At 70.4% G+C, this 17935-nt stretch carries 20 protein-coding genes; 10 read left to right on the forward strand and 10 right to left on the reverse strand.

The annotated features are described in order from the left end of the window. Positions 1-27 precede the first annotated feature (27 nt). From AB4Z01_RS09775 to hrcA, 4 genes are all read right to left on the reverse strand, one after another. Positions 28-1461, reverse strand: coding sequence for an ATP-binding protein (locus tag AB4Z01_RS09775; protein WP_441692836.1), 1434 nt, complete (start codon positions 1459-1461; stop codon positions 28-30). 252 nt (positions 1462-1713) lie between these two features. Beyond that, on the reverse strand, positions 1714-1845 hold the full coding sequence (locus tag AB4Z01_RS09780) for a hypothetical protein (protein ID WP_441692839.1): 132 nt from the start codon (positions 1843-1845) through the stop codon (positions 1714-1716). Further along, a complete protein-coding gene (gene grpE, locus AB4Z01_RS09785) occupies positions 1842-2453 on the reverse strand; it encodes a nucleotide exchange factor GrpE (protein WP_441692841.1) in 612 nt (203 codons plus the stop codon). Before grpE ends, AB4Z01_RS09780 begins: the two co-directional genes overlap by 4 nt. Beyond that, positions 2450-3550: a heat-inducible transcriptional repressor HrcA gene (hrcA, locus tag AB4Z01_RS09790; RefSeq protein ID WP_429224233.1), complete on the reverse strand. Its 1101-nt coding sequence runs from the start codon at positions 3548-3550 to the stop codon at positions 2450-2452. Before hrcA ends, grpE begins: the two co-directional genes overlap by 4 nt. 114 nt (positions 3551-3664) lie before the next feature. Between hrcA and rph the strand changes: the two genes are divergently transcribed. The 4 genes from rph (at position 3665) to AB4Z01_RS09810 (ending at position 6261) form a co-directional block, all read left to right on the forward strand. Beyond that, a complete protein-coding gene (rph, locus tag AB4Z01_RS09795) occupies positions 3665-4384 on the forward strand; it encodes a ribonuclease PH (protein WP_441692844.1) in 720 nt (239 codons plus the stop codon). Positions 4385-4462: 78 nt separating this feature from the next. Next, a complete protein-coding gene (locus tag AB4Z01_RS09800; RefSeq protein WP_441692846.1) occupies positions 4463-5044 on the forward strand; it encodes a hypothetical protein in 582 nt (193 codons plus the stop codon). A gap of 56 nt (positions 5045-5100) precedes the next feature. After that, complete coding sequence (locus AB4Z01_RS09805) at positions 5101-5460, forward strand: GFA family protein (protein WP_441692848.1); 360 nt, start codon at positions 5101-5103, stop codon at positions 5458-5460. A 21-nt stretch (positions 5461-5481) separates the two neighbouring features. After that, positions 5482-6261 (forward strand): hypothetical protein, encoded by a 780-nt coding sequence (locus tag AB4Z01_RS09810; RefSeq protein ID WP_441692850.1) that lies wholly within the window; start codon positions 5482-5484, stop codon positions 6259-6261. Here AB4Z01_RS09810 and AB4Z01_RS09815 read toward each other — a convergent pair. Beyond that, the gene (locus tag AB4Z01_RS09815) at positions 6237-6764 is read right to left on the reverse strand and encodes an Mpo1 family 2-hydroxy fatty acid dioxygenase (protein ID WP_441692853.1); all 528 of its coding nucleotides are present in this window, start codon (positions 6762-6764) and stop codon (positions 6237-6239) included. The two genes, AB4Z01_RS09810 and AB4Z01_RS09815, sit on opposite strands and share 25 nt — an antisense overlap. A gap of 148 nt (positions 6765-6912) precedes the next feature. After that, positions 6913-7776 carry an NAD(P)-dependent oxidoreductase gene (locus tag AB4Z01_RS09820; protein WP_441692856.1) on the reverse strand — a complete coding sequence of 288 codons (864 nt, stop codon included), beginning with the start codon at positions 7774-7776 and terminating at the stop codon, positions 6913-6915. 95 nt (positions 7777-7871) lie between these two features. On the opposite strand from AB4Z01_RS09820, the gene rdgB reads away from it, so the two are divergent. After that, on the forward strand, positions 7872-8501 hold the full coding sequence (gene rdgB, locus AB4Z01_RS09825; RefSeq protein WP_441692858.1) for an RdgB/HAM1 family non-canonical purine NTP pyrophosphatase: 630 nt from the start codon (positions 7872-7874) through the stop codon (positions 8499-8501). A gap of 101 nt (positions 8502-8602) precedes the next feature. Beyond that, on the forward strand, positions 8603-9769 hold the full coding sequence (gene hemW / locus AB4Z01_RS09830) for a radical SAM family heme chaperone HemW (RefSeq protein WP_441692861.1): 1167 nt from the start codon (positions 8603-8605) through the stop codon (positions 9767-9769). A 6-nt stretch (positions 9770-9775) separates the two neighbouring features. Here the strand turns inward: hemW and AB4Z01_RS09835 are convergent, their stop codons facing one another. After that, positions 9776-10423, reverse strand: a complete 648-nt coding sequence (locus AB4Z01_RS09835; RefSeq protein WP_441692863.1) for a dihydrofolate reductase family protein — start codon at positions 10421-10423, stop codon at positions 9776-9778. Positions 10424-10550: 127 nt separating this feature from the next. Between AB4Z01_RS09835 and AB4Z01_RS09840 the strand changes: the two genes are divergently transcribed. From AB4Z01_RS09840 to AB4Z01_RS09855, 4 genes are all read left to right on the forward strand, one after another. Then, positions 10551-10916, forward strand: a complete 366-nt coding sequence (locus AB4Z01_RS09840; RefSeq protein WP_441692866.1) for a VOC family protein — start codon at positions 10551-10553, stop codon at positions 10914-10916. A gap of 80 nt (positions 10917-10996) precedes the next feature. Continuing rightward, positions 10997-13771 carry a DNA polymerase I gene (gene polA, locus AB4Z01_RS09845; protein WP_441692868.1) on the forward strand — a complete coding sequence of 925 codons (2775 nt, stop codon included), beginning with the start codon at positions 10997-10999 and terminating at the stop codon, positions 13769-13771. Between the two features lie 12 nt (positions 13772-13783). Further along, positions 13784-14599 (forward strand): SDR family oxidoreductase, encoded by an 816-nt coding sequence (locus tag AB4Z01_RS09850; RefSeq protein ID WP_441692870.1) that lies wholly within the window; start codon positions 13784-13786, stop codon positions 14597-14599. 10 nt (positions 14600-14609) lie between these two features. Further along, positions 14610-15218 (forward strand): LysE family translocator, encoded by a 609-nt coding sequence (locus tag AB4Z01_RS09855; RefSeq protein WP_441692872.1) that lies wholly within the window; start codon positions 14610-14612, stop codon positions 15216-15218. A gap of 4 nt (positions 15219-15222) precedes the next feature. Here AB4Z01_RS09855 and AB4Z01_RS09860 read toward each other — a convergent pair whose 3' ends face one another. From AB4Z01_RS09860 to AB4Z01_RS09870, 3 genes are read right to left on the reverse strand one after another with little or no spacing between them, the layout of a single operon-like run. Next, entirely contained in the window at positions 15223-16176 is a 954-nt protein-coding gene (locus AB4Z01_RS09860; RefSeq protein WP_441692875.1) for an ABC transporter ATP-binding protein, read from the reverse strand. After that, positions 16173-16994, reverse strand: coding sequence for an ABC transporter ATP-binding protein (locus tag AB4Z01_RS09865; protein ID WP_441692876.1), 822 nt, complete (start codon positions 16992-16994; stop codon positions 16173-16175). The genes AB4Z01_RS09860 and AB4Z01_RS09865 overlap by 4 nt, the downstream gene beginning before the upstream one ends. Then, a complete protein-coding gene (locus AB4Z01_RS09870; RefSeq protein WP_441692879.1) occupies positions 16991-17821 on the reverse strand; it encodes an ABC transporter permease in 831 nt (276 codons plus the stop codon). The genes AB4Z01_RS09865 and AB4Z01_RS09870 overlap by 4 nt, the downstream gene beginning before the upstream one ends. Positions 17822-17935 lie beyond the last annotated feature (114 nt).

Genomic DNA, 17935 nt, shown 5'->3' on the forward strand with positions numbered 1-17935 from the left:
AGGCTATAGACACCGCCGCAGACGCTTTTAAGACAGTTCGGTTACAGTTTTATGAAGGGCCCGGCCGGACGGCTTGCCGCCTGGGGCGGCCGGCAGAAAAACGGTGAAGACGCTGCCGCGCCCGACCTCGCTGTCGATCTCCAGCCGACCGCGATGGCGGCTGACGATGTGCTTGACGATGGCGAGGCCCAGGCCGGTGCCGCCGACGGCGCGGCTGCGCGCCGGGTCGATCCGGTAGAACCGCTCGGTCAGCCGCGGCAGGTGCTCGCGGGCGATGCCGTCGCCCTGGTCGCTGATGCTGACGACCAGGCTGGTCCGCCGGCCTTCGGCCGAGCTCCGCGCCGCCAGACCGACCACGCCACCCTGGCGGCCGTAGTTGATCGCATTCGACACCAGGTTCTGGAACACCTGGTACAGCTGATCGGAATCCCCGACCACCTGGGGCAGGTCGGGCGCCAGGTCGAGCTCCAGCCGCTGCGCCTTGCGCTGAGCCTTGAGCTCGAGCGCGTCGGCAACCGACTGCAGCAGCGGCCCGACCGCAACCCGTCCGGTCGGCGGCACATGCTCGTCCAGCTCGATCCGCGACAGTGACAACAGGTCGTTGACCAGCCGCGACATGCGCTCGGCTTGCTGCTGCATGATGCCGAGGAAACGCTCGCGCGCCGCCGTATCGTCGCGCGCCGGGCCGCGCAGCGTCTCGATGAAGCCCATCAGGCTGGACAGCGGCGTGCGCAGTTCGTGGCTGGCGTTGGCGACGAAGTCGGCCCGCATCTGCTCGACCCGCTTGGTCGCGGTGAGATCGTACAGGGTGACCAGCAGCGCCGGCTCCGGCCGGTCATCGGATTCGCGCTCGCCGGGATCGCCGCGCCGCTCGAAGCGCTGAATCCGGACTTCGAATTCGCGCTCGATCGGCACCGGCAGGTTCAGCGCCACGGTCTGGATCGGGCCGCCGGCGAGGACGGCGTCGACCGCGGCGACGATCTCCGGATGCCGGATCGCCTCGGCCATGTCGCGGCCCAGCAGCCGGTCGCCGAACAACCGCCCGGCGGCCTCGTTGGCGCGCAGCACGCTGCGATCGCCGGCCAGCACCAGGATCGGGTCGTCCTGCGCCTCCAGGATCTCCGACGCGGTCTGTAGCTCGACCGCCAGGCTGCGCTCGCGGCCGCGGGCGTGGCGCTGCAGCCGCTGCAGATGCAGGAACAGGATCTGGCCGATCTCGGTCGAAGGCCGCGGCGGCCGCTCGGGCGCCTCGGCGGTCGAGGCCTCGATATGGCGGCGCAGCAGGTCGAGGTCGCGCAGCAGGCGCCACGCGAAAATCCCGGCGACGCCGATCACGACGGCCACCCCGATCACCGCCAGCCAGACGCCGATCCCGCCGGCGCCGGCCGCCAGCAGCAGCGCGACCACCAGGGCGGCGATCATCCCGATGCCCAGCAGGTGGCGATAGATCGGTCCGGCCATCAACACGCGCCTCGAACAGCGAGCCTCAGAATACCGCGATCACGCGGGGAGCGGCGACGCTACCTGTTCTCGATGACGGTTTCGTGTCGCCGGCCGCGGCATCGCGGCTGGTGCCGCCATGCGTCAAGCTCCGACATTCACACATCTGTCGAGCGTTGTTCGCGTTGCCTCTCCCGCAAGCGGGAGAGGCAACGCGTTGTGACCTCGACGTATGTCCTGCCGATTCCCGGGGCGTGCAAATCCGTGAATGCGTCAGGACGGCACGGACACGCCGGCGCCGGCTCCCATATAGACGCCCTTGGCCGGCTTCTCCGACCGCTCGCAGGCGGCGGCGCCGACCGCCACCGACAGCAGCACCGCGATCAGGCCGAGGCGGCGCATCATTCGCCCCGGGCCACGCCGACCATCGCCGGGCGCAGCAGCCGGCCTTGCAGCACATAGCCGGGCTGCATCACCTGGACGATGGTTCCGGCCGGCTTGCCGGTGCCCGGCAGCTCGAACATGGCCTGGTGGAAGTTCGGGTCGAAGGTCTCGCCGACGGGCTCGATCCGGGTCACGCCATGACGTTCGAACGCGGCCAGCAACTGGCGCTCGGTGGCGGCGACGCCGTCGACCAGGGTCTTCAGCGCCGCATCGTCCTCGACCGCCCCGGCCGGCACCGCATCGATGGCGCGGCGCAGATTGTCGGCAGCGTCCAGCAGCGACTTGGCGAAGCCGGAGATGGCGTATTTCGCCGTATCCTCGCGCTCGCGCTCCGACCGGCGGCGGATATTCTCGGTCTCCGCCAAAGCGCGCAGCGCCTGGTCCTTCAGCTTGGCGGCCTCGGCCTCGAGCTCGGCGATGCGCTCCAGCGCCCCGGCCAGCGCCGCATCGTCGGTGACCCCAGCGGTCTCGGAGTCGGCGACACCCTCGACCTCGGGCCCGGCAGCCCCGGTCTCCGGCTCCGTCGCCTCGGGGCGGTGCTCGGCCGACATCGTCTTGTTGTGCATCATGCTACCTGGTTCGTGGTCTCGTTGGTTCTGAGGAGACGGCCTATCATCTTCGCGGTGTAATCCACCATCGGGATGATGCGCGCATAGTTCAGCCGGGTCGGCCCGATCACGCCGACGGCGCCGACCACGCGCTGGTCGCCGCCCTTGTACGGGGCGATGATCATCGAGCAGCCGGTGTGGCTGAACAGCCCATTCTCGGCGCCGATGAAGATCTGCACGCCCTCGGCGGCATTGGCCGCGTCCAGCATCTTGAGCAGCGCCTCCTTGGTCTCCAGCGCCTGGAACAGGCCGCGGATGCGCTCCAGATCCTCCAGCGCGGTGACGTCGTTGAGCAGACGCGACTGGCCCTTGACGATCAGCGTGCCGCCCCCGCCACCGCTCCAGGTGGCGAGGCCGGCCGAGACCACCTTGGCCGCAAGGCTGTCGAGCTGGCTCTTCTGCGCCTCGATCTCGCCCAGCACATCGGTCCGGGCTTCGCCGATGGTGCGGCCGACGATGCGGGCGTTGAGATAGTTGGTGACGTGGACGAAGGTCGAGGCCGGCAGGCCCAGCGGCACCTCCAGCACCCGGTTCTCGACGATCCCGTCCTCGGTGACCAGCACCACCAGGGCGCGGCCGGGCGACAGGTTGACGAACTCGATATGCTTCAGCGGCCGGTCGGTCTTCGGCGCCAGGACGAGACCGGCGCAGGCGGACAGGCCGGACAGGGCCGAGGTCGCCTCCTCCAGCATCTCCGACACGCCGCGCCCGGCCTGGGCGCACATCGCGTCGATCGAGGCCCGCTCGCTCTCGCCGACATCGCCGAGCTGCATCAGCCCGTGCACGAACAGGCGCAGGCCGGCATCGGTCGGCATCCGCCCGGCCGAGGTGTGCGGGGCGTAGAGCAGGCCGGCATCCTCGAGATCCGCCATGACGTTGCGGATCGTCGCCGGCGACAGCGACATGCCGAGCCGGCGCGACAGGGTGCGGCTGCCCACCGGCTCGCCGGACTGGACATAGGCGTCGACGATCTGGCGGAAGATCTCCCGCGAGCGCTCGTCGAGGTCCCGGAACGCTTGGCCGCCGGATCGGGTCGAGAGTTCGTTCAGCATGCTCATGGCCGTCGCCACGCTATGTAGGGACCGTCTGACCCGAATCAACGTGCCGGGCTTTACGGGCAGGACCCGTGAGGATAGCGTGCGCGACCCTCGCCGAGAACAGAAAGCGACCTCATGCGACCGTCCGGACGCGCCATCGACGCCTTGCGCGCCATCAGCCTCGAGACCGACGTCAACAAATACGCCGAGGGCTCGTGCCTGGTGAAGTTCGGCGACACCCATGTGCTGTGCACCGCCTCGGTCGACGACCGGGTGCCGTCCTGGCTGAAGAACGGCGGCAAGGGCTGGGTCACGGCGGAGTACGGCATGCTGCCGCGCGCCACCGACCAGCGCACCGACCGCGAGGCCGCGCGCGGCAAGCAGACCGGCCGGACCCAGGAGATTCAGCGCCTGATCGGCCGGTCGTTGCGCGCCGTCACCGACCTGAAAGCGCTGGGCGAGATCCAGATCAAGGTCGATTGCGACGTGCTGCAGGCCGATGGCGGCACCCGCACCGCCGCGATCACAGGCGGCTATGTCGCGCTGGTGCTGGCGCTGCGCCACCTGGTGGCGATCCGCAAGATCAAGGCGCTGCCGCTGACCGACAGCGTCGCCGCCATCTCCTGCGGCCTGCATCAGGGGCAGGCGGTGCTGGACCTCGACTACGCCGAGGATTCGACCGCCCAGGCCGACGCCAACTTCGTCATCACCGGCAAGGGCGGGCTGGTCGAGGTGCAGGCGACGGCGGAGCAGACCCCGTTCAGCCGGGCCGAGTTCGAGGCGCTGCTGGTGCTGGCCGAGCGGGGCACGGCCGAGCTGGCGGCGATCCAGAAGGCGGCGCTCGGCGAGGGCTGAGGCCTCCGGGATGCGGCGGCGCTTGAGCCGCGGCCGGGGCCGTGAAATCCTGCGGCCCCACCACGCGGGAGAGGGTTGATGCTCGGCCTCCTGGCGCTGCTCACGGCGTTCGCCGCTGTCCTGGTTCCGGGCCTGCCGCAGGTCGGTGACGGGCTGGCGACGGCCTCACGGACCGTCGCCGCCCTGCCCCATGCCGAGAAGCTGATCGACTACGCGCCCGAAGGCGGCGGCCCGGTGCTGTACCGGCTGCCGGGCAATGTCTGCTTCCTGCGCCTCAACAGACAGCCCGGCCAGACCGAATGGGTCCGGCGTGACGATCAGGACCGGATCGAGATCACCGTCTCCGCCCCCGGCCTGGCCGAATCGGGCGGCCGCTTCGATCCCGACGGCACCGCCGAGCTGCAGCTGGGCGGCCGCGCCGTGGCGGTGCCGGTCGTGTCGCCGGGCCTGCCGACCTGGCGCTTCACGCTCGAGGACTCGCCGGCGCTGCAGGAGACGCTCGATGCCGACGAGGCGACGCTGCGCTTCACCGCGGTCCGCGGCGGCAAGCCGGTGCCGGGGCAGGTTCTGAGCATCGCCGCCGGCAATCTCTGGCAGGGCATCCAGGGCTTGGAATCCTGCGCCAGCGGCGCCGAACTGCCGGGCGTGGTCGGGCCGTAGGTTGCGGCCGGGCATGGCAGGCGGATCATCCCGGAATCCGAGCCGATGAGGTCCTCATGATCGAAGCCTCCTGCCATTGCGGCGCCGTCCGGCTGCAGGTCGCGGAGCGGCCGCAGCGGCTGACCTCCTGCAACTGCTCGATCTGCCGCCGGCTCGGCACGATATGGGCTTATTACCCGCGCGAACAGTTGACCATCGTCCAGGGCGCCGGCACCACGGTGCCCTACATCCAGGGCGACCGAACCCTGGCGCTTCACCACTGCCCGACCTGCGGCTGCGTCACCCACTGGGAGGGTCTTGCGGCCGGCGATCCCGCGAGGGTCGCGATCAACGCCCGGCTGATCGACCCGGCCGAGATCGAGGACGTGCCGGTGCGCCGCTTCGACGGCGCCGACAGCTGGACCTATCTGGATTGAGCCATTGCGTGAGGAGAGGGAATGGGGCGGGCATTCGTAGGAATCACGGCGGCGCTGCTGGTGCTGCTGTCCGCAGGCGTCGGGCGCGCCGAGGACGACGCCGCGCTGCGCGCCAGGCTGCTGCAGTCGATGCGCCAGGGCTATGCCGAGGCCAGCCCCGGCGCGCCCGACCTGATTGAGCTGCTGTCCGCGCGATTCCCCGACGATCTGGATGCGCTGATGGACAAAGCCCTTGCCGCCTACAAGGCACAGAGGCCGCCCGAGCAGATGAGGGCCGCGGTGGCCGGAACCTTCGTCGCGATTCAGGCACGGGACGAGGACAAGCTCCTGTCGGCGCCGGATGCCGACCTGTCCGCCGTGATCGCTGCCCAAGGCGACATCGTCCGCGCGCTCGACCAAGGCCATGAGGATCTGTGCAAGGCCCTGGTGTCCGGCGGCGCGGCGATGGCGGCGCCGACGCCGCAGATCGGCCTTCTGTTCGTCACACGCCTGCACCGTGTCCTGACCGCGATCGCTGACGGCCGGGACCAGCCGGTGCCGGCGCGGGTGATGCAGGACGACGACTATGTCGATTTCGCGCTGGCGGCCCGAAAGCGGGGAACCGACATCAAGGCGTGGTCGGTGCTTGCGGCGGACGAGYTGCCGGACGCGAAGCCCGGCGATGTCTGCCGGGCGCTGGATTCGACCTACGGCGCGGCGCTGGCGGCCGAAGGCGGGCTCGGCCAGCGCATCCGCGCCGACCTTTCGCACGAGCTGCTGGTCACGGACCTCGACATCTACCGCCCGGCCCTGGAGAAATAGGCGTCCGCTGCGGCCTCGACGCGGTGCTTCAGGCCGGAGCGCAGGCCGAGGGCGAAGGCGGTCTCGGCCATCAGGAACATCGGGCCGATCAGCAGCTGGAACAGGTTCGACAGGAAGGCCGGCCGCTTGCCCTCATAGGCATGGCCGACCAGTTGCAGGGCCCAGCCGCCGACGAACAGCACGGCGGCGACGGTCCAGGTGACCCAGTTCGACCCGCCGGCAGCCACGGCATGGGCGATAATCAGCCCCGGGATCACCACCACCGCCATGGCCAGGCCGAGGCCGAGGTCGAGTGCGATCCACAGCAGCCAGATAAGCAGGGCGACGAGATCGGCCAGCGTCGCCGGCCAGCCGCCGATGCTGCCGAGCGGCACCGTCGCCAAGGCCACAAGCACCGCCAGGATGATCGCCGGGATGCCGAAGAAATGGGTCAGCCGGTTGCGGCCGTCGCGGTGGAAGCTGGTGTACATCGCCATCTGGCGATCGAACAGATCCGAACTCATGCGCGATCCTCCCCGAAAGGAGAATAAGCCCAAGGCAAGAGTCGCACGAGAATCCTCTGCATCGTAGGTTGGGTTCGCGGCAGCGAACCCAACATCGCGACGCCTGAGCCATTGTTGGGTTCGCGTACCGCGAACCCAACCTACGGGATCAATCCTGCAGCGCCAGCAACAGGCTCGACGTGTCGACCCGGCCGCCGGCCTTGGCCTGGACCGCGGAGTAGAACTGGTCGACCAGCGCCGTCACCGGCAGCCGGGCGCCGTTGTGCTTGGCCTCCTGGAAGCAGATGCCGAGGTCCTTGCGCATCCAGTCGATGGCGAAGCCGAAGTCGAACTTGTTCTGCAGCATGGTGCGGCCGCGATTTTCCATCTGCCAGCTCTGCGCCGCGCCCTTGGAGATGACGTCGAGCACCAGGTTGCCGTCGAGCCCGGCCTTCTGGGCGAAGTTCAGTCCCTCGGCCAGGGCCTGGACCAGGCCGGCGATGCAGATCTGGTTGACCATCTTGGTCAGCTGGCCGGAGCCGGCCGGGCCCATCAGGGTGCAGGCCCTGGCATAGCTGTCGATCACCGGCTTGGCCACGGCGAAGACCGGCTCGCGCCCGCCGCACATCACCGTCAGCACGCCGTTCTCGGCGCCCGCCTGGCCGCCCGAGACCGGCGCGTCGATGAAGCCGAAGCCGAGCTTGTCGGCCTCCGCCTCCAGCTCGCGGGCGATATCGGCCGAGGCGGTGGTGTGGTCGACCAGGATGGCGCTGCCGGACATGCCGGCGAAGGCACCGTCCGGCCCCTGGGCCACGGAGCGGATGTCGTCGTCGTTGCCGACGCACATGAACACGATCTCGGCACCCTTCGCCGCCTCGGCCGGGGTCGGCGCCCATTTTCCGCCGTGACGCTCCGCCCAGGTCTCGGCCTTTGCCGCGGTGCGGTTGAACACGGTGACCTCGTGCCCCGCCTTGACCAGATGCCCCGCCATCGGCGCGCCCATGACGCCCATGCCCAGGAATGCGACCTTCATCGTCCTCGCCCCTCACCGCCATGCGTTGGAGGCGACACAGTGCACCAACCGCCGCCTTTGATTCCAGCCTCCGGCGCGCGTATCTGATGCCCATCATGACGAACGCCGCCTCTCCTGCCCGCCGCTTCGCCGGCGACCACCTGGTCATCGCCAGCCACAACAAGGGCAAGATCCCCGAGATCGCCGCCCTGCTGGAAGGTCGCGTGCCGCGCCTGACCTCGGCCGCCGAGCATGGCGTGCCGGAGCCGGAGGAGACCGGCGACAGCTACATCGCCAATGCCGAGCTGAAGGCCCGCTTCGTCGCCGAAGCCACCGGCGTGCCGTCGCTGGCCGACGACAGCGGTGTGTCCGTCACCGGCCTGGGCGGCGCGCCCGGGATCTACTCCGCCCGCTGGGCCGAGAAGCCCGACGGGTCCGGCCGCGACTTCGCCTATGCCATGGAGCAGGTGCGGCTGAAGCTGGGCGACAACCCGGATCGCAGCGCCCGCTTCGTCTGCGCCCTGTCGCTGTGCTGGCCCGACGGGCATTGCGAGACGGTCGAGGGCGAGATCCGCGGCCAGCTGATCTGGCCGGCGCGCGGAACCAAGGGCTTCGGCTACGATCCGATCTTCGTGCCGGACGGCCACGACCGCACCTTCGGCGAGATGGAGTCGGCCGAGAAGCATGGCATGAGCCACCGCGCCGACGCCTTCCGTAAGCTGGTCGAGCGGTGCTTTGAGACGTGAGACAGAGGCCTCCCCATAATCTGGATGTCATCCCCGCGAAAGCGGGGATCTCTTCACGGCTCGATCAGCAGGAGATTCCCGCTTTCGCGGGAATGACGACGGTGGGGGATCAGGCGAAGGCCCCCGGCTTCGCCCTCTATGTCCATTGGCCGTTCTGCCGGTCGAAATGCCCGTATTGCGACTTCAACTCGCATGTCCGGGAGCAGGTCGAGCATGAGCGCTGGCGCCGGGCGCTGGTGGCGGAGCTGGACCATTTCGCCGACCTGACGCCGGGCCGGACGCTGACCTCGATCTTCTTCGGCGGCGGTACCCCATCGCTGATGCAGCCGGCCACGACGGCGGCGGTGATCGACCGTGCGGCCGAGCGCTGGGGCCTGGCGCCCGATGTCGAGATCACGCTGGAGGCGAACCCGACCTCGGTCGAATCCCACCTCTTCGCCGGCTTCCGCGCCGCCGGGGTGAACCGGGTGTCGCTCGGCGTCCAGGCGCTGGACGAGGCGTCGCTGCGCTTCCTCGGCCGCAACCATTCGGCCGAGGAGGCGCTGGCCGCCGTCGGCCTGGCCGCCCGGCATTTCGACCGCTTCTCCTTCGACATGATCTACGCCCGGCCGGGCCAGACCGTGGCCGGCTGGACGGCGGAGCTGCGCCGCGCGCTGGACCATGCCGTCGGCCACATCTCGGCCTATCAGCTGACGATCGAGCAGGGCACCCGTTTCCACACCCTGTACTCGCGCGGCGAGCTGGTGCTGCCGGATGAGGACACCCAGGCCGCCCTGTACGAGGCCACGGCCGAGGTGCTGGGCGCCGCCGGCCTGCCCGGCTACGAGATCTCGAACCATGCTCGGCCCGGCGAGGAATCGCGCCACAACCTGACCTATTGGCGCTATGGCGACTATGTCGGAATCGGCCCCGGCGCGCATGGCCGGCTGACGCTGAACGACGGCAAATGGGGGACCCGCACCCATCGGGCGCCGGAGGTGTGGCTGGAGCGGGTCGAGGCCGCCGGCCATGCCGAGCATGAGCGCGAGGCGGTGCCGCCCGAATCCCGCCGCGACGAGATGCTGATGATGGGGCTGCGCCTGGCCGAAGGCGTGCCGAAATCTCGCATCGCCGACGAGATCGGCCTGCCCTTCGACCGGGCGATCGAGCGCCGCAAGCTGGACCGGCTGGTCGCCGGCGGCTTCCTGGCCGAGGACGCAACCCGCTTGACCGCCACCTCCACCGGCCGCCAACGCCTGGACGCGGTGCTGGCGGTACTGCTGGGGTGAGACGGATCAGCCCTGCTTCGTCACCGTGAGATGGGTGGCGCGGGCCGAGCTGACCCGGTCGGTGCAGGCATAGCCCAGGCCCGCGAGGTCGAGCCCGGCGAACAGGCTCTCGCCGCTGCCCAAAAGCACGGGCGTCTGGGCCAGGTGCATCTCGTCGATCAGGCGCTTGGCCAGGTATTGCCGGACGGTGGCGACGCCACCGCCGACCCGCACATCCTTGCCGCCCGCGGCCTCCCGCGCCTGGCGCAGCGCTGAATCAATGCCGTCGGTGACGAAGTGGAAGGTGGTGCCGCCCTTCATCTCGATCGACGGACGGGCATGGTGGGTCAGCACGAAGACCGGCACGTGATAGGGCGGGGTGTCGCCCCACCAGCCCTTCCAGTGGTCGTCCGGCCAGGGTCCGCGCACCGGCCCGAACATGTTCCGGCCGAGGATCCAGGCGCCGATGTTCTCGAAGCTGCGGCCGGCGAAATCCTCGTCCACGCCGGTCTCGCCATCCTCCTTGCCGAACATCTTCTGGAAGGTGCGGGTCGGGAAGGCCCATTGCGGCAGCACCATGCCGCCCTTGCCAAACGGATTTTCGAGGCTCTGCTCCAGTGCGGCGCCATAGCCGTCCAGGGAGATGGAAAAGGCACGAACGACAAGCTTGGACATGACGGCGTTCCTCCAGATCAGGTTGCTTTCTGATTTCATATAGCAACTAGTTAGATATCGCAAGCAGTTTTAACGCGTCTCGCCTTCGGACTATTCTGGGTGTCGAACTCATCCGAGAGGCAGCGCCATGGCGTCGGTCCGGTACATCGTCCACGACGTCGACCAGGCGGTCGCGTTCTATAGAGACAGCCTGGGGTTCCGGCTGCAGCAGCAGTTCGGGCCGAACATGGCGATCCTGATGCGGGATGGACTGACCTTATGGGTCGCCGGCCCCGGCGCATCGGCCAGCCGGCCGATGCCGGACGGCCGCACGCCCGAGCCGGGCGGCTGGAACCGATTCGTGCTGCAGGTCGACGAACTCGAGGCGCTGGTCGCCGATCTGCGCGGGCGCGACGTCCGATTCCGCAACGACATCGTCACCGGCCCCGGCGGCCGCCAGATCCTGTGCGAGGATCCCTCGGGGAACGTGGTCGAGCTGTTCCAGCCGGCCTGAGCGGACACCCCGACCGGGTGGACACCCGCCCTCCGGCGCGGCATGGTCGCGCTCTGTTCCCGTCTGAAGAGGGCCCGCCGATGTCGACCACGCCGAAGACCTATTACCTGATCGACGGCTCGGGCTACATCTTCCGGGCCTTCCATGCGCTGCCGATGATGATGCGCAAGTCGGACGGACTGCCGGTGAATGCCGTCTACGGCTTCACCAACATGCTGATCCGCCTGCTGGCCGATCTCGACGCCGACCATCTGGCGGTGATCTACGACGCGTCGGAGCGTGGCTTCCGCAAGGAGATCTACCCCGCCTACAAGGCGCAGCGGCCCGACCCGCCGGAGGAGCTGATCCCGCAGTTCCCGCTGATCCGCGCCACCAGCGAGGCCTTCAACCTGCCGGGGATCGAGATCGAGGGGTTCGAGGCCGACGACATCATCGCCACCTACGCCCGGATGGCGCGGGAGGAAGGGTCGCGCGTCGTCATCGTCTCCTCCGACAAGGACATGATGCAGCTGGTCGGCGACGGCGTGACCATGCTGGACCCGCTCAAGAACAAGCCGATCGACGCGGCCGAGGTGATGGAGAAGTTCGGCGTCATGCCGGACCGGGTGATCGACGTGCAGTCCCTGGCCGGCGACAGCGTCGACAACGTGCCCGGCGTGCCCGGCATCGGCATCAAGACCGCAGCCCAGCTGATCACCGAATATGGCGACCTGGACACCCTGCTGGCCCGGGCCGGCGAGATCAAGCAGCCGAAGCGGCGCGAATCCCTGATCCAGTATGCCGAGCAGGCACGGATCAGCCGCCAGCTGGTGACGCTGCGCAGCGACGCGCCGGTGCCGTTCGGGCTGGAGGGCATCGTGGCCCGGCCGCCGGACCGGTCGAAGCTGGTGCGGTTCCTGGAGGAGATGGAGTTCCGGTCGACCATCACCCGGGTCGAGGCCGCCTTCGACAAGCTGGGCACCACCGGTGGCGACGAGCCGGACCTGAGCGCGCCAGGCAAGCCGGAGGCGATCGCCCAGGACTACCAGCTGGTGCAGGACGTCGCGGCGCTCGAGCGCTGGGCGAAGGCGGCGGTCGAGGCCGGGGTGCTGGCGATCGACACCGAGACCAACTCGCTGGACGCCGAGGCGGCGATGCTGTGCGGCATCTCGCTGGCCACGGCGCCGGGCCGCGCCTGCTACATCCCGGTTGCCCATGTGCCGCCGGAGGGAGACGGGCTGAACTTCGGCGGCACGACGCTGCAGCAGATCCCGCTGGCCGAGATCCGCCGCATCCTCGGGCCGGTGCTGGTCGACCCGTCGGTGCTGAAGGTCGGCCACAACCTGAAATACGACGCCCATGTGCTGGGCCGGCCCGATGTCGGCCTGCCGATCACGCCGTGGGACGACACCATGCTGATCTCCTACGTGCTCGACGGCGGGGCGCATGGCCACGGCATGGACGAGCTGTCGCAGCTGCATCTGCAGCATCGGACCATCCCCTATGTCTCGGTCTGCGGCAGCGGCAAGAACGCCATCACCTTCGACAAGGTGCCGCTGGACAAGGCGCTGGCCTATGCCGCCGAGGACGCCGACATCACCCTGCGCCTGCACATGCTGCTGAAGCCGCGGCTGGTGGGCGAGCGGATGACGACGGTCTACGAGACCATCGAGCGGCCGCTGGTCGGCGTCATCTCCGACATGGAGATGGCGGGGATCAAGGTCGACCGCGCGGCGCTGGCCCGGCTGTCGATGGAGTTCGCCGAGCGCATGGCGGCGCTGGAGGCGGAGATCCACCTTTCGGCCAAGGGTCCGTTCAATGTCGGCAGCCCGAAGCAGCTGGGCGAGGTGCTGTTCGAACGCCTCGGCCTGGCCGGCGGCAAGAAGAGCAGCAAGACCGGTGCTTACTCCACCGATTCGAGCGTGCTGGAGATGCTGGCGGCGCAGGGCCACGGCATCGCCACGCAGATCCTGGAATGGCGCCAGCTGGCCAAGCTGAAGGGCACCTACACCGACGCGCTGCAGGCCCAGATCAACGAGAAGAGCCAGCGGGTCCACACCTCGTTCTCGCTGGCCGCGACCAACACCGGCCGGCTGTCGTCGAACGAGCCGAACCTGCAGAACATCCCGATCCGCACCGAGGAAGGCCGCAAGATCCGCTACGCCTTCGTGGCGGAGGACGGGCACAAGCTGATCTCGGTCGACTACAGCCAGATCGAGCTGCGGCTGGTGGCGCAGATCGCCGATGTGGCGCTGCTGAAGCAGGCCTTCCTCGACGGCACCGACATCCACGCCATGACCGCCAGCCAGGTGTTCAACGTGCCGCTGGCGGAGATGACGCCGGATGTGCGGCGCAAGGCCAAGGCGATCAACTTCGGCATCATCTACGGCATCTCCGGCTTCGGGCTGGCGGCGCAGCTGGGCATCCCGCAGGGTGAGGCCACGGCCTTCATCCGCGCCTATCTCGACCGGCTGCCGGAGCTGAAGGCCTGGATGGACGAGACCAAGCGCATCGCCCGCGAGCGCGGCTGGGTCGAGACGCTGTTCGGCCGCAAATGCCATGTGCCCGGGATCAAGGACCCGAACCCGGCCCGCCGCGCCTTCGCCGAGCGCCAGGCGATCAACGCGCCGATCCAGGGCACCGCGGCCGACATCATCAAGCGCGCCATGGGCCGGCTGCCGCATGCGCTGGCGGCGGAGGGGCTGAAGGCCCGGATGCTGCTGCAGGTGCATGACGAGCTGCTGTTCGAGGCGCCGGAGGACGAGGCGCAGCGCACCGCCGAGCTGGCTCAAGCGGTGATGCAGTCGGCGGCGACGCTGGAGGTGCCGCTGATCGCAGAAGCCGGGATCGGGCGCAGCTGGGCCGAGGCACATTAGGGGACGCGACCCATGGCCGAGACCATCGACTTCGCCGGCAAGGCGGTGTTCGTCGCCGGCGGCACCAGCGGGATCAACCTTGGCATCGCGCTGGGCTTCGCCCGGGCCGGGGCGCGGGTGGCGGTGATGAGCCGCAGCCCGGAGAAGGTCGAGGCCGCGGTGGCGCGGCTGCGCGAGACGGGAGCCGAGGCCATGGGCACGGCCGCCGACGTGCGCGACTACGCCGCCACCGAGGCGGCGCTGAAGGCGGCGCATGACGCCTATGGCGACCTCGACGTGCTGGTCTCCGGCGCGGCGGGGAACTTCCCGGCCCCGGCGCTGGGCATGTCGGCGAACGGCTTCAAGTCGGTGGTCGACATCGACCTCTTGGGCAGCTTCAACGTGCTGCGGGCGGCGCATCCCTTCCTGCGCAAGCCCGGCGCGTCGGTGATCAGCATCTCCGCCCCGCAGGCGGCGGCGCCGATGGCGATGCAGGCCCATGTCTGCGCCGCCAAGGCCGGGGTCGACATGCTGACCCGGGTGCTGGCGATCGAATGGGGCCGCGACGGCATCCGCATCAACTCGGTGATTCCCGGCCCGATCGACGAGACCGAGGGCATGGCCCGGCTGGCACCGACGCCGCAGGCCCGCGCCCTGGTCCAGCGCAGCGTGCCACTGGGCCGGATGGGCGTGGCCGAAGACATCGCCGCCGCCTGCCGCCTGCTGTCCTCGCCCCTCGCCGCCTTCATCACCGGCGCGGTGCTGCCGGTCGATGGCGGCTGGTCGCTGGGCGGAGCCGCGGCCTCGATCGGCATCATCGCCGAGCAGGCGATGGCCGCGAAGGGATAGGAGGATTGCCATGACGATCGAGATCTATCTCGCCTACATCGCCGCCTGCATCCTGGTGGCGATCATCCCGGGGCCGTCGGTGACGCTGATCGTCGCCAACAGCCTGACCCACGGCACCCGCGCCGGCCTGCTGAACATTTTCGGCGGGCAGATCGGGCTGGTGCTGATGCTCGGCGTGCTGATCGTCGGCCTGGCCGCGGTGGTCGAGGCCATGGGCCAATGGTTCGAGTGGCTGCGCCTGGCCGGCGCGGCGTATCTGGTGTGGATCGGCTGGAAGCTGCTGCGCACCCCGGACACGCTGGCCGAGCCCGTGCGCCCGCCGCGCGGCGGCTTCGTGCTGCAGGGCCTGCTGGTGGCGCTGAGCAACCCGAAGATGCTGCTGTTCTTCGGCGCCTTCATCCCCCAGTTCATCCAGCCCGGAGGGGACCAGTCCAGCCAAGTGCTGCTGCTGGGCGCCACCGCCCTGGTCGTCGCCGCCCTGTCCGACGGCATGTACGCGCTGCTGACCGGCCGCGCCGGCAGCGCGCTGTCGCGCCGCCACGTGCGGCTGGTGTCGCGCACCGGCGGCGTGTGCCTGATCGGCGGCGGGGTGTGGCTGGCGCTGGCGCGGGCGAAGTAGCGGTTCACGATCCCTCCCCGGCGATCAGGCAGGCGGCCTGCTGGCCGGGGCCGAGGTCGACCGGCGGCGGATCCTCGACGGCACAGCGGTCGAAGGCAAGCGGGCAGCGGGTGCGGAAGCGGCAGCCGGAAGGCGGCCGGCGCGGGCTGGGCGGGTCGCCCTGCAGCAGCATGCGCTGCGCCCCCGGCACCGGGTGCAGCCGCGGCACGGCCGACAGCAGCGCCCGCGTATAGGGATGGCCGGGCTGGGACCAGACCCGCCCGGTCGGCCCGGACTCGACGATGCGGCCGAGATGCATCACCGCCACCCGGTCGGCGACGTGGCGCACCACCGCTAGGTCGTGGCTGATGAAGAGATAGGCGAGGCCGAGCTCGGCCCCTAGTTCCGCCAGCAGGTCCAGCACCTGGGCGCGGACCGAGACGTCGAGCGCCGAGACCGGCTCGTCGCAGATCACCAGGCGCGGCCGCGGCGCCAGGGCGCGGGCGATGGCGACGCGCTGGCGCTGGCCGCCGGACAGCTCGTGCGGGTAGCGGTCGGCGAGGCCCTGGCCCAGGCCCACGCGGTCGAGCAGCCAGGCGACGCGGTCGCGCCGCTCGGCGCGGCCGACCCCAGCGACGCGCAGCGGGTCCGCGACCGCCGTTCCGATCGTGTCGCGCGGGTTGAGCGAGGCGACCGGGTCCTGGAACACCAGCTGGATCTGCGCCCGCAGCGGCCCGAGGGCGCGGCCCTGGCGGCGGGTGACGTCCTGCCCGGCGAAGCGGATGGTGCCGGCATCCGGATCGGCAAGCCGCGCGGCGAGCCGGCCGAGGGTGGACTTGCCGGAGCCGGACTCGCCGACCAGCCCCAGCACCTCGCCCGGCGCCACCGTCAGCGACACGCCGTCGACCGCCTGCACGGCGTCCGGGGCGCGGCCGAAATGCTTCACGACGTTGTCGAGGACGAGGAGGGGCTCTGTCATCGGCCCTCCCTCACCCACCTGGGCGCGTCGTCGACCGAGAGGGTCGCCGCCAGCAGCTCGCGGGTGTAGCCGTGCTGCGGGTCGTCCAGCACCTGGCGGGTGGGGCCGGTCTCGACCACGTGGCCGGCGCGCATCACGGCGACGCGGTCGGCCAGCTCGGCGACCACGCCGAAATCGTGGGTGACCAGCAGCAGCGCCATGCCGCGGCGGTCGCGCAAGCGGCGGAACAGGTCGAGGATCTGGGCCTGGACGGTGACGTCGAGCGCGGTCGTGGGTTCGTCCGCGATCAGGATCTCGGGACCGGCGGCAAGCGCCATGGCGATCATCGCCCGCTGGCGCATGCCGCCGGACAGCTCGTGCGGATAGGCGCCGGCCCGGGCGGCGGCATCGGCGATGCCGACCTCGGCCAGCAGCTCTACCGCCCGCGCCGCCCGGCCGTGTCCGAGGCCATGCGCCGCCAGCACCTCGCGCACCTGCTCGCCCACCGTCAGCACCGGGTTGAGGCTGGTGATCGGCTCCTGGAACACCATGCCGATGCGGCCGCCGCGGATCGGGCGCTGCGCCGGCTCGGGCAGGCCCAGCAGCTCCGTCCCCGCCAGGCGGATCGAGCCGGCGATGCGGGCGCCGGGCGGCAGCAGGCCGAGCGGCGCCAGCGCCACGGTCGACTTGCCGGAGCCGGATTCGCCGACCAGCGCCAGCGTCTCCCCGGCCGCGAGGTCGAGGTCGACGCCGTCGACCGCGCGCACCGCCCCGCCTTCGCCGAGATAGTCGACGGTCAGGCCGCGCATCGACAGCAGGGCCCCGGCCTCGGCCGTCACCGCCGCCTCCGCCGCGGGTCGAGCGCGGCCGTGAGCGCCTCGCCGAGCAGGCTGACCGACAGCACGGCGACGACGATCGCCACCCCGGGGATGGCGGAGAGGGTCCAGGCGCTGCGCAGCACGGCGCGGCCATCGGCGATCATGCTGCCCCAGCTGACCCGGTTCGGGTCGCCGAGACCGAGGAAGGCGAGCGCCGATTCGATCAGGATGGCGCTGGCGGTGATCACGGTGGCCAGCACCAGCACCGGCGCCAGCGCGTTGGGCAGCAGCTTGGCGAAGGCGATCCGCGCCCAGCCCATGCCCATGCAGCGATAGGCGTCGACGAAGTCGCGCCGGGCCAGGGCCATGATCTCGGCCCGCACCACCCGGGCCGGGCTGGTCCAGGCGCCGAGGCCGATGGCGAGAACGACGTTGCCGAGCGACGGGCCCAGCACCAGGATCAGCGCCAGGGCCAGGACGAAGCTGGGCACGGTCTGCACCGCCTCGGTCAGCCGCATCAGCGCCTCGTCGACCCAGCCGCCGAGGAAGCCGGCGGTGGTGCCGACCAAGAGGCCGATGCCGACCGCCATCGCCGCCGCCGCGGCGCCGACCAGCAGCGAGACGCGGGCGCCGTGGAACAGCTGGGCCAGCACGTCGCGGCCGAGCCGATCGGTGCCCAGCCAATGCGCCGGGTCCTGGAACGGCGGCAGCTGCGCCGGGCCGGCGATCGCCATCGGGTCGCCCGGGAAGATCCAGCCGGCGGTCAGCGCCATGCCCAGCACCAGCACCAGGCCGGCGAGGCCGAGCCGGCCATTGCGGTCGGCCAGGAAGCGGCGGAGGACGCGCATCAGCGCGGCCTCGATGGGCGGCTGGACTCGATTTGAAAGAAAGACGTCATCCCCGCGAAAGCGGGGATCTCCTGCCGCCCTGGCCAACCGCGGACGAAGGGATTCCCGCTTTCG

This window comes from Inquilinus sp. YAF38, assembly GCF_052113205.1.
In the GTDB taxonomy this organism is placed as follows: domain Bacteria; phylum Pseudomonadota; class Alphaproteobacteria; order DSM-16000; family Inquilinaceae; genus Inquilinus.